The organism is Candidatus Binatota bacterium, from assembly GCA_012960245.1.
In the GTDB taxonomy this organism is placed as follows: Bacteria; Desulfobacterota; Binatia; order UBA1149; family UBA1149; genus UBA1149.
Genome location: DUBO01000012.1, coordinates 69,334 through 80,579, shown reverse-complemented (window position 1 = coordinate 80,579; position 11,246 = coordinate 69,334). Strand labels below are relative to the sequence as shown.

The window sequence follows — 11,246 nt, the reverse complement described above, 5'->3', positions numbered from 1 at the left end:
GATGGGAAACAGGATCCTGGCCATCATAAGCGGCCCCAACCACCTGGGCTGGGCCTCGGCTGAGAGCTCGGTCAGGGGCTTGAAGGTGCTCGATATCGCCCGCTTCGAACTCGAGCCCGGCCAGTCGCCCCTCGAACTGCTGCCCGAAGGCAAGTGGGACCGCGTGCTCTGCGGCGTGGGCGGCAGGCGCGCCGCCTTTCGTTTTCTCGATTTTCCATTCCGCAGCCGGCAGAGCGTCCAACAGGTAGTGGGCAGCACCCTGGAGGCCCACGTACCCATGACGCTCGAAGAAAGCGCCGTGGCCTGGGACTGGGCCGGCTCCGAAGCTCGCCCCCCGGTGCTGGCTGCAATGGCCGACAGCGACGAGCTCGCGGCCCTGGCAGAGCGCGTGTCAGCCCCCGGACGCAAGGTTGACCGCCTGGTCTGGACTGCCACGTGTGTGCTCGAAATCTATCGGCTCAGCCACGAGCAAGGGGGCTTCGTGGCCCTGGACGTGGGCCACGACGAGACCGTGCTCGGAATGTTTGATGAGCAGGGGCAACTGGCCGACCTTCGCGTGACGGCCTGCCGGCCGCAGGAGGCTCTGCTCGAGAGGGTGGCCTGGGCCTACCGAAGCATGTCGCCCGCTTCGAGACTTGTCATCGTAGGCGGAGTCGCGCTCAACCCCTCGAGCGAAGACGACCTGCTCGGCGGCCTCAAGGAGGCACTTGGAGGCTGCGACCTGCAGGTGCTGCCGCCCGACTGTCCGTTGGAGCTGGCTGAAGGGCCCGCCGGCGACTGGCGCAGCCACGCTGCCCTGCTCGGTATGATATACGCCGTGGGGGGCACCCCCCAGCTACCGGTACTCGATTTTCTGCCCGGCCTCGATACCGAGCGAGCCGGTTTCAGACCCGTCGCCTTGCTGCGCCCGTTGCTCCCCTGGGCAATAGCGGCGGCTACAGTGGCCATGTTGTCTACAGGGCTGGATCTGTACCGGCTCGACTCCAGCCTGCAGCGCATCGAACGGCGGGCGGCCGATATCTACGCCCGGGCTATGTCCTCCGGAGAGACGGCTTCTGACGGAACGCTCTCAAAGAACGCGCCTGCTGTTGGCAGCGGCCTGCGCCTGAAAATGGAAATGAAACTGAGCCAGTTCAGCCGCGAGGCGAGTCTCGCTTCAAGCGCCGAGAGCACCGGCCTGCCCCTGCGGCTGATGGCCGTGCTGTCGGCCGCCGTCCCCGCCGACCTGCCGGTGACCCTGGACAGCTGGCAACAGGACGGCCGCTCGCTGCGCGTGGCGGGTGTGTCGGACTCGTTTGAATCGGTAAACCGGGTGCAACAAACGCTCGAAGAAAGCGGCAGTTTCGCCTCGGTAGAAATTCGCGACGTGCACGCAGCAGTTGACGGCAAGGGCGTCAATTTTCAACTGACGTTGGCCCTCGGCGACGTGGGGCCCGGCGCGTGAAACTGTCAACACCCATGGCGGCGGCCAGCGCCCTGCTGGCAAGACTCAACGACCGCGAACGCCGCCTGGTCACCTCCCTGCTGGCACTGCTGGCCGCGGCCTTGCTGTGGACGGGCGTGGTGGAGCCGCTATCGCTTCACCGTCAAAAGATGACAGGCAGGATCGACCGCCTCACGGCGGATTTCGGACCCATGCTCGAGCTGGAACAGAAAATCGCCCAATTACGGCGGCAAGGCAGCAAGACCTCAAGCGCAACGCTGGAAGAAGGTGTCTCGCTGTTCTCGCTGGTCAGTGAAGCGGCCTCGGGGTCAGTCGCCACCGAATCCGTAGCTGCGATAAACCCGGGCCATCAGCGCGGGGCGAGCGGCCAGGAAGAAAACACCGTCGAGCTGAAGATCGAAAGCGCAACACTTCCCGCTCTGCTCGATCTCCTGGGGCGCCTCGAGTTGGCCGCCCCGGCCGTGTACCTGCGCAAGCTTGAACTGCGGCGTAGTTACGGCGATCGCCAGAACTTTGACATGACCGTGATTGCGGCGGCCACCGGCAGACCATGAAACGCTGGGCGCTGTTCGCGCTGTTGCTCATCACCTTTGTCTTCGTGGGCTTTCCCCACCGGCTGCTGCTCGAAAGCCTGCTCGACGAGCCACTGCGGCGGACGGGCGTTGAGCTCGAGCTGGGAAGCGTACGCCCGGCGTGGCCACCGGGCTACCGGGCCAGGGACGTCAGGATTTCAAAAAACGGCTACCGCCTGCAACTCGACTCGCTGTGGCTGGGACCCGGCAGCGGGGGTCTGCTCGTTGAAGTTGCGGCCTGCGGGGGCAGTGCGCGCCTGGCCCTGTCCAGGGAAGGCCCGCTGCGGCGCCTGCGCCTGGGCTTCGGCGAACTCGACCCCTCCCGCTGCCTGGATGGCGCCGACCTGGTGGTGCAGGGAAAACTCGCCGGCGAAATCGACCTCAGCAGCGGCTTGTCGTCGGCGACGTCCGGCCACGGGAGCATTCACGTCGAGAGCAGTGGCGGCACAGTGTCGGGTCACCTTCCAGTGGCCGGTACTGACGGGCTGGGCATAGGCACCTGGAGCTACGACTCGGCCCGGCTCAACGGCCGCTTGGAAAACAGCGATTTTGAATTCTTTGATTCCGGAGCTACGGCCCAGGGCATCGACTGGCAACTGGACAGTGCCCGCCTGTGGCACGACGGTCGTGGCAACTGGAAAAACAAGACCGATTTCCGCGCCCGCCAGGCAATGGACAGTCCTAAAGCCAAGCTGCTCCTGGCGATGCTTCCCAGGGCCACAGAATCGGCCCAAGGCTGGCGCAGCTATCGCCTGAGCGGAAACTTGTCGTCGCCGAAGCTCATCGGACTGAAGTAATTGCCGGCTTAGTAATGGCCGGCTGAGCTCAAACGGAAGCGGCGGCCGCTATGGCGCGCACCAGTTCCACGTTGTTGCCGTGGCCGGTCTTGCGAGCGTGTACCCGGGCCAGCAAGGGCGCACCCAACAGGTAAAGGTCACCCAGCAGGTCGAGAATCTTGTGGCGTGCCAATTCATCAACAAAACGCAGCTCGGTGTTGACGATACCGCCCTCACCTATGAGTATAAAATTGCTCAGCTGGCCGCCCTGGCCCAGGCCTGCGCCCTCCAACTGGCGTATTTCTTCGACAAAACCGAAGGTCCTCGCCGGCGCTATCTGCTCTTTGAACGCGGCCGGACTGTCGAGCACGAAGGTGTAAACCTGGTCGCCCACCGGGTCCGGGTAAGACAGCTCATAGGTGACCTCCAGCCTGTCGGCCGGGGTAACTACGATAAACTGGTCGGGGCCCGGCTCAAGGCGGATTTCGTTATCGACCGTGACCGCCGCTATATCGGCATCCTGGTCAACGAAGCCCGCTGACTCGAGCAGCTCGCAGAACTCTACCGCCGAGCCGTCGAGTATGGGTACCTCGCCTTCGACCTTGACCAACAGGTTGGTCACTCCGTAGGCGTGCAGGGCCGCCATCAAGTGCTCAATGGTACGCGCTGCCACCCCGTCGCGGTACAGCGAAGTCGCGTAGCCCGTGGAGTCCACGTTGTCGACGTGGGCGAGCACCTGCGAGTCGCTCCCCACCCCCGCAAAACGGATACCGTTGCCCGGCCCCAGCGGATGCAGGATGACCCCGGTGCGCACACCGCTGTGCAGCCCCAGGCCTCCGCCTACCACGCTGCTCGCCAGGGTACGCTGACGCAGCAAGGGCTGGCCCGGAGACGTGGGTCTGACTGCCGGAAAGCCCCCCTGTTCTTCGACGCTTATAACGTCGTCCTCGCTCAGGGCACGACCAACGCTGCGCAACAGGCCGTCTATGGAAAAGGGTTTCTCGAGAAAATCGCTGGCGCCCAGGCGCGTAGCGCGTACGGCTGTCTCCACGTTGCCGTGGCCCGAAACCACCACCACCGGCAGGTCCTCGTAAATCTCCCGTATGCGCGCGAGAAGGTCGATACCGTCCAGTCCGGGCATCCACACGTCGAGCAGCACCAGGCCGGGCAGTTCCGCCGCCAGCGACTCCAGCGCCGCGTGGCCGTCGGCGGCCTCCGAAACGCTGTAGCCTTCGTCGCGCAGCACGCCACCCATGCTCTCGCGCACCGAGGCGTCGTCGTCAACTATGAGTATGGAACGGTTCATTTACGGTCCACCGGAAATTCTATTTTAAAACGACTGCCCGTCGGAGAGTTGACCACCACGCCCAGGTAGGCCTGGTGGTCGGCCGCCACCGAGGCCACCATCGCCAGTCCCAGTCCCGACCCATCTTCCTTGGTGGAATAGAAGGGGTCAAACACCCTCGCTCGCATTTCTGCCGGTATCCCCGGGCCGTTGTCGGTCACCTCGAGAACTGCCCGCTGCAGCTTCTCATCGTAGCTGGTGCGCACCTCCACCCGGCCGCGGCCCCCGTCACGGTCGCCGTCGGCCGAGTCGGCGGCGTATACAGCGTTGTCGAGCAGGTTAATCAGCGCCCGCTTGACGGCCTCGCGGTCCATCATGACGGCGGGCAGGTCATCACCGCGATAAAACTCCACGTCAAGATCGGGGCGCGACTGAACGTACAGCGGCATGGTCTCTTCGACCAGCGGGTTGAGAGAATGCCGCAACTTCACGCTGTCCGACTGCCTGGCAAAGCTCGAGAACTGGTTGACCATGGCCTTGAGCTGTTCCACCTGGGTGACGATGGTGCCGGTGCACTCTTCGAGTATGGCCCGCTCTTCGGGCGGCAGCCCCGCCCCCACCCTGCGGCTGAGACGCTGGGCCGACAAGCTTATGGGCGTCAGCGGATTCTTGACCTCGTGCGCCACCCGACGGGCGACTTCTCGCCAGGCCTCCATGCGCTCGGCAGCGGCAATCTGCGACACGTCCTCGACGAACAACACCGAGCCGGCCTTCTCACCCGAACGACGGCGCAGCTCCGTGGCGGTGACGAGCAGGGTGCGTCCCTCTTCTTCGCGGTCAACGTTGCGGCTGCTGCCCGAAGGCAGGGTGCCAGAACGCACGTCATCGAGCAGCGCTATGACGCTGTCATAGCCGGCCTCCCCCAGCAGCGACACCACGTCGCGCCCGGAAGGGTCTACATCGCTCAGACCCAGCAGTGACACAGCCGCGGGGTTGACCGTGGCCACCAGTCCGTCAACGTCCACCGAAACCACGCCCGCATCGACGTGCCGCAGTATGTTCTCGGTATAACGGGCGCGCTCATCGAGCGCGTCGTGGCCGGCTTTGAGCTGGGCTGTCATCGAGCGAAAACCTCTGACCAGGGTGCCCATCTCATCACCACCGGCCTCGGGAACCTCAGCCTCCCAGTTGCCCTCGGCAACCTCTCGGGTCGCTTCGGCGAGGCGCCCTATGGGCTCGGTGATGCCACGCGCGAGGTACAGTCCCAGCCAGGTGGCCGCGAACACCACCACCAGGGAGGCCAGCACCATGGTGAGCGTATACAGGCTCTTGAAGGGCTTACGATTGAGCTTGAGCTGCCGGTAGTCGCGAAACGACGAGAGGATGTCTTCGCTCCAGCGCCTCGGGCCGGCGCGCAGCAGGTAGTCGACCACGACAACCCCGGCAACGGTCTCACCGTCTGCACCCAGCACCGGGGCGACTCCACGCAGCAGGTCCTCGTCTCCCACGTGCTCTATTTCGACGGCTGCCTGCCCGCCCAGCGCCCGTTCGACCAACGCCCGCGCGGGTGGACCAACCTCAACGGGATCGTCGCCGCCCACGCTGGTGATCACTGCCTGGCCCCTGGAATCAAACACCCTGACCGAGCCACTGCCCGCGTGGCCCCGCCGGTCACGCAACACCGCCTCGGCTCTTGCCGGCGCACCGGGGCGATTCAACTCTGCGTCGCGCAACGAAAGGGCCAGCTCTTCGGCACCGCGGGAGGCCGTGTCGGCCGAGTCACGGTAGTAGGTGCGCGCCAGGTTGTAAGCACCCGACAGGGCCTGCTCAACCTCACTGGAGAACCAGTTGTCGATGGAATTGGTGAAGAAGACCGTGGACACCAGCAACATAAGTGCAGCCGGAAACAGCGCGATCGACACGAAGGCCATCACCATACGGCTTCGCAGCTGGCTGCCCAGCACCCCGCGGCGGCGCTCGAGCACCAACTTCATCACGTTGCGCACCACGAGAAAAGCCACCACCAACAGCAACACGATGTTGAGGTTGATGAGCAGAAAGGAGACGACGTTCTGCGAGCCGCCGCCGGGCCCGGGATTGGAGAACTCCCAGTAGGCAAAGAACATGACCGCGGCGCCGGCCGCGGCTATGATCGCGCCTTCGCGCCAACGACGCCGACGTTCCTCTGCCGACGTCGTGCTGACGTCGCGGGTCATTCGAACAGCGCCGGCTGACGCTCGCCCGCGCGACGACCGAAGTGCTCGTAGGCGCGCGCGGTGGCCACACGGCCGCGCGGTGTCCGCTGCACGAAGCCGGTGCGGATGAGATAGGTCTCGTACAGTTCCTCGAGCGTCCCAGCGTCTTCGCCTATGGCTGCCGCCAGCGTGTCGAGGCCCACCGGGCCGCCATCGAATTTGTCGATGATGGTGAGCACAAACTCCCGGTCCATGGCGTCAAAGCCGGCCTCATCGACCTTGAGCATGGCCAGGCCGTCAAGCGCTACCTGCAGGGTGACGCTGCCCTGGGCGCGCACCTGGGCAAAGTCGCGCAGGCGCCGTAGCAATCTATTGGCTATCCTGGGCGTTCCCCTGGACCTGCGGGCTAACTCGCGCGCTGCGTCGATCTCAAGCTCCACGCCCAGCAGGCCGGCCGAACGCGAAGCAACCCGCTCGAGCTCTTCTGCCGAGTAGAACTCCAGCCTGAACGAAGAGCCGAAACGCGACCTCAAGGGCGCCGTGAGCATGCCCGACCTGGTTGTGGCGCCCACCAGTGTGAACGGTGCCACGTCCAGCGAAATGCTGCGGGCCGAGGGTCCCTCGCCTACCACAATGTCGAGCCGTCGGTCCTCCATGGCGGGGTAGAGTATCTCTTCTATAGCCTTGCCCAGGCGGTGTATCTCGTCGATGAAGAGCACGTCGCCTGGTTCGAGCGAGGTCAGGATGGCCGCAAGATCGCCGGCCTTCTCTATGGCCGGCCCGCTGCTCGCGTGCAGATGACCTCCCATCTCGGTGGCGATGATGTGGGCGAGCGAGGTCTTGCCAAGGCCCGGTGGGCCCATAAGCAGCACATGATCCAGGGGTTCGTTCCGGCCCAGGGCCGCCTTCATGGCCACGTCGAGGTTTTCGCGCACGACCTGCTGGCCCACGTACTCAGCCAACGTGGCCGGCCGCAGCCCAGGTTCGCCCGTCACATCTCCGGCCTGCCTGAGCGGCGATGCGCTCTGTTCGACAGCGTCGGGAGCGGTGTCAACGCTCACGCCGACAACCTCTTGAGCGACATGCGTATCAGTCCCTGCAGGTCTTCACCGGCATCGGGACGGCTGGCGCGCACGGCGTCACCGGCCTGTTGCCTGCGGTAACCCAGCGCCAGAAGCGCAGCCACCGCGTCGGCGTCAACGTCGCTGTGATCTGCAGCCGAGAGCTGTTCGACCTTGCCCTTGAGCTCCACCAGGAGTCGCTCGGCTGTCTTGCGACCCACCCCGGGCACCGCCACCAGCGTGGCTACGTCCTGCTCAAGGACGGCTCTTGCTAACTCGGCTGGCTGTATGGCCGACAACACGGCCAGCGCCATTCTAGGACCGATGCCGGACACCGACCTCAGGGTGGTGAACAGCTCCTTTTCGCTCTCGTCCAGAAAGGCGAACAACTCGAGCGCGTTCTCACGCATGCTGGTGAGCACGTGCAGAGAAACCTCGCAGCCGGTGTCGGGCAGGCGACTGTAGGTGTTGAAGGAAACACGGGCCTGGTAACCCACGCCGGCTACGTCGATCAAGACCTGGCCGGGGGCGGACGACTGCAGTATGCCTCGTAAAAAACCTATCATCGCCTGGCCACCCCCGCGCGCCCACGGGCCCGCCGAGCCCCGCGCGCGGCGTCCAGGGCACCTTCTACCTTGCTATCGTAGGCGTGACGCAGGATGTGGCAGGCCGCCAGTCCCAGGGCGTCGGCCTCGTCTTCCGCTGGAGTGTCCACCAGCGATAGCATGCGCGACACCGCCACTATCATGGCCTGCTTATCAGCCCGCCCGTGTCCGGCAACGGCCTTCTTGACGGCAGCCGGGCTGTACTCAGCGAGCTCAACGCCACCATAAGCGGACGCGGCCATTACCACGCCGCGAGCCTCGCCTATACGAAACGCGCTCTGCGGGTTACGCGATACGAAGTTGCGTTCGAGACTCAGCACGTCTGGTTGATGGGTCTGAATGAGTTCCTGCAACTCCCGCCACACGGTGACCAGGCGACCGGCCGTGTCGCCCCTGCCCAAAAGCAGGGTGCCGGAGTCCACGCGTGTCATGCGCGAGCCACTGGCGCTTACGACACCCCAGCCCATCTTGATCGTGCCGGGATCGATTCCGAGCACCAGCATTGCTGCAGCGGGAGGGCTCCGCTCAGGCGGACAGCCGCTCCACCTCGGAGTCGTCTATTTCAAAATTGGCGGACACCCGTTGCACATCGTCGTGATCGTCGAGGGCCTCGAGCAGCTTGAGCGCCGTCTCGGCCTCCTTCCCCTCCAGGCGCACAGTTTCTTTGGGAAGTAACACTATCTCGGCACCTTCCACTTTCAGGCCCGAGTCCTCGAGCAACTGCCGGGCGGTGTCGAGATCCTTGACCTCAAGGGTAACCACGAACACGTCGTCGTCGGCCTGGACGTCGGAGGCGCCAGCCTCCACGGCGGTTTCGAAGACCTGTTCCTCGCTCGTGCCCTCGGCTGCCACGCGCACCTCCCCAACCCGGTCAAAATTCCAGCCCACGCAGCCGTTCTCGCCCAGGCTGCCACCGAACTTGCTGAAAATATGCCTGACGTCGGCCGCTGTACGATTTTTGTTGTCGGTGAGAGACTCGATGATTACCGCCATGCCCGCGGGACCATAGCCCTCGTAAGACATTTCCTGGTAGTCTGCCCCCTCAAGATCGCCGGTGCCTTTCTTGATGGCCCTCTCTATGTTGTCCAGCGGCATGCTCTGCCCACGGGCCGTGGCGACGGCGGTGCGAAGGCGCGGGTTACCGGCCGGATCGCCGCCCCCGGCGCGGGCCGCCACCGTGATTTCCTTGATGAGCTTGGTAAAGAGCTTGCCGCGCTTAGCGTCGACGGCCGCCTTCTTGTGCTTTATCGAGCTCCACTTTGAGTGTCCTGACATAGATTTTACCGGGCACCGCCCAAGCCCGCCCGTGCTGGATACCACAGCCGCCGCCGACAGTAAACGCACGGCCCGCCGGGCTCACTTGTCCCCTTCCTGCCGCGCGTTTGCCGACCAACTGTCGACAAGGCGGTGGTAGTCGGGGACGAAGCCCGTGAGGGCTGGCTCGCCAGCCCCATTGTCGGCCAACGAACCTGCCGTATCGAAGCCAAGTTGCCGCCGCAGCGCCAGTCTGGCTCGCTGGGGCAGACTGGCGCGCGGCCCGTCCATATCGAGCAAACCGGCTTCTATCAACGCCAGCCTGGCGAGCTCCAGGCGTGCACGCACCGCCTGCTGGTTTCCTGCCGCAGCAGCGACCACCCTCTCAAACGACTGCGTCCCCCTGGCCGCGTCCAACCCGGCGGCCAGGGCCACTTCCGCAACACCCCGAGAATCCAGCAGCCCCATAGCGTGCAGCCACAAGGAGCACTCCAGGTAGTTGCCGAAGCTTTTCATTCTCGGCCCGAAGGCGTCCAGCGACATTCCCGGGCGCTGGCGACGTTCTAGTATGAAGACGCCGGCTACCCTCGGACGCTCGGGGCCCAGGCGGCGCAGGTGTTCCATTACCGAGCGCCGGTAGTCGGCGTGAACACGGCAACGCCTGAGAAGGAGCTCGCAGTCGTCTGGCAGTATGCCTCCCGACAACAGGTCGGCGTAAAGCGAGTAAACAAAGGGATCTGACTCCCAGTCATCGCCGAACAGCAGTTCGCGCGCTCCGGGCTGCACCCGTCGCGCGCCGGCCAGCAGTCGCTCCAACTTGAAACCCACCTGCTCGCGCAGCAGGTCCAGGCGTCCCCTGACAAGGTGACGAACCTGGTGCTTAAAGCTTATGCCCTCGTACTCGACTCCGTCCAGGCGTAATTTTTCTCGAATCGCGCGCGAGATCTGCGGGGGCGAAGCCGAGATGAAGAACAACTGCTGGCGGTAGCCGGCTGCTATCGAGCAGCGGCGCATGCCGCGTATGAGTTCCACCACGCCCGGCACGGTCCGCTTGTCGCTGCCCTTCTCGAAGGGCACCTTGATCAACTCGCGCAGAGACTCGAAGCTGGTCTCAAGATAAGTCTTGTCCAGATCCCAACGACAGACCGTCAACTGGGCTGCCGGCGCCTTCACAGCGGCAACCCTTCGTCGGCCAGCTCGGCCAGCAGCCTGCGCGTGGCAGGCTGCCCAACGTGCCCCGCGGGTGCCTGGGCCAGGCGCTGCGCCAGGGCCCCGAGGGCCGCAAAGTCATCGACGTCTGACCACGGGGGCAACACCCTGTAATGCATAGCGGCGGCCTGCAGGCGATGCACGGTCTGCTCATAAACGTCGGGTCCGCCCCAGGGTACCGATAGCCTGAACACCGGGGGCACGCTGCCCCTGCAGGCGATGAGGTAATAGCCGCCGTCCCGGGCGGGGCCGATGACGACACGGTCGCCACTGCCCTCGCTCAGATGACCTACGGCCCGCTCGAGCAGGGCCAGCGGCAGGTCGGGGCTGTCAGAGCCCAGCAGGATGGCCGGTGCCCCGGCCGAGAGAGCCAGCACGCGCTGCATGCGCTCACCGAGCGGGCCCTCGCCCTGCCCCACTAACTCGAATCCATGTCTGCGGGCCCTGCCCGCCAGCCAACTGCAATCATCCCGGTCGGCCACTGCCAGTATGACGTTAAACGGCCAGGAAACATCGTCCCGACCAGCCTCGCGCGCAGCGACGAGCATGGCGAGACTGTCGTCTACGAAGGCCTTGTGACAACGCTCGGCCTGCTCGTGGTCAAGCGGCGGTACCAGCCGGGTTTTGACCTCTCCCGGCCGCGGCTCACGCGCAAAAAGATAGACGGTCACCGCCTGCGCCAACGGTCCCTGTCCAGTACCCACGGCAGCAATTTTGCACGCCCGCCTTACCTGGGCAACAGCACGCCGGAGCCTGCTGCCGCACATACTCCGGGACCGTGCGCTCCACGACCCCACGGTTGACTTCAAGTTGGGCACGGGCCAGACTCTCGCGGTTACGGGTGG

11 protein-coding genes are annotated in these 11,246 nt (G+C 65.0%); 3 read left to right on the top strand and 8 right to left on the bottom strand.

The features are described 5' to 3' along the window. The first annotated feature begins 1 nt into the window (after position 1). The 3 genes from EYQ35_01780 to EYQ35_01770 are packed head-to-tail and all read left to right on the top strand — an operon-like array spanning position 2 to position 2,813. Positions 2 to 1,444, top strand: a complete 1,443-nt coding sequence (locus EYQ35_01780) for a hypothetical protein (protein HIF62871.1) — start codon at positions 2 to 4, stop codon at positions 1,442 to 1,444. Next, positions 1,441 to 1,998, top strand: a complete 558-nt coding sequence (locus tag EYQ35_01775) for a hypothetical protein (GenBank protein HIF62870.1) — start codon at positions 1,441 to 1,443, stop codon at positions 1,996 to 1,998. The genes EYQ35_01780 and EYQ35_01775 overlap by 4 nt, the downstream gene beginning before the upstream one ends. Continuing rightward, positions 1,995 to 2,813: a hypothetical protein gene (locus tag EYQ35_01770; GenBank protein HIF62869.1), complete on the top strand. Its 819-nt coding sequence runs from the start codon at positions 1,995 to 1,997 to the stop codon at positions 2,811 to 2,813. The genes EYQ35_01775 and EYQ35_01770 overlap by 4 nt, the downstream gene beginning before the upstream one ends. Positions 2,814 to 2,841: 28 nt before the next feature. On the opposite strand, the gene lpxC is transcribed toward EYQ35_01770, so the two are convergent. From lpxC to EYQ35_01730, 8 genes are all read right to left on the bottom strand, one after another. Beyond that, positions 2,842 to 4,098, bottom strand: coding sequence for a UDP-3-O-[3-hydroxymyristoyl] N-acetylglucosamine deacetylase (gene lpxC, locus EYQ35_01765; GenBank protein ID HIF62868.1), 1,257 nt, complete (start codon positions 4,096 to 4,098; stop codon positions 2,842 to 2,844). Then, a complete protein-coding gene (locus EYQ35_01760) occupies positions 4,095 to 6,293 on the bottom strand; it encodes a HAMP domain-containing protein (GenBank protein HIF62867.1) in 2,199 nt (732 codons plus the stop codon). Before EYQ35_01760 ends, lpxC begins: the two co-directional genes overlap by 4 nt. Continuing rightward, positions 6,290 to 7,267, bottom strand: a complete 978-nt coding sequence (ruvB, locus tag EYQ35_01755) for a Holliday junction branch migration DNA helicase RuvB (GenBank protein HIF62866.1) — start codon at positions 7,265 to 7,267, stop codon at positions 6,290 to 6,292. The genes EYQ35_01760 and ruvB overlap by 4 nt, the downstream gene beginning before the upstream one ends. 62 nt (positions 7,268 to 7,329) lie before the next feature. Next, a complete protein-coding gene (gene ruvA / locus EYQ35_01750) occupies positions 7,330 to 7,899 on the bottom strand; it encodes a Holliday junction branch migration protein RuvA (protein HIF62865.1) in 570 nt (189 codons plus the stop codon). Continuing rightward, the gene (gene ruvC, locus EYQ35_01745) at positions 7,896 to 8,441 is read right to left on the bottom strand and encodes a crossover junction endodeoxyribonuclease RuvC (protein HIF62864.1); all 546 of its coding nucleotides are present in this window, start codon (positions 8,439 to 8,441) and stop codon (positions 7,896 to 7,898) included. The genes ruvA and ruvC overlap by 4 nt, the downstream gene beginning before the upstream one ends. Positions 8,442 to 8,463: 22 nt before the next feature. Further along, positions 8,464 to 9,213, bottom strand: a complete 750-nt coding sequence (locus tag EYQ35_01740) for a YebC/PmpR family DNA-binding transcriptional regulator (protein ID HIF62863.1) — start codon at positions 9,211 to 9,213, stop codon at positions 8,464 to 8,466. Positions 9,214 to 9,294: 81 nt separating this feature from the next. After that, a complete protein-coding gene (locus EYQ35_01735; GenBank protein HIF62862.1) occupies positions 9,295 to 10,365 on the bottom strand; it encodes a hypothetical protein in 1,071 nt (356 codons plus the stop codon). Beyond that, positions 10,362 to 11,168 (bottom strand): glycosyltransferase, encoded by an 807-nt coding sequence (locus EYQ35_01730; GenBank protein HIF62861.1) that lies wholly within the window; start codon positions 11,166 to 11,168, stop codon positions 10,362 to 10,364. The genes EYQ35_01735 and EYQ35_01730 overlap by 4 nt, the downstream gene beginning before the upstream one ends. Positions 11,169 to 11,246 lie beyond the last annotated feature (78 nt).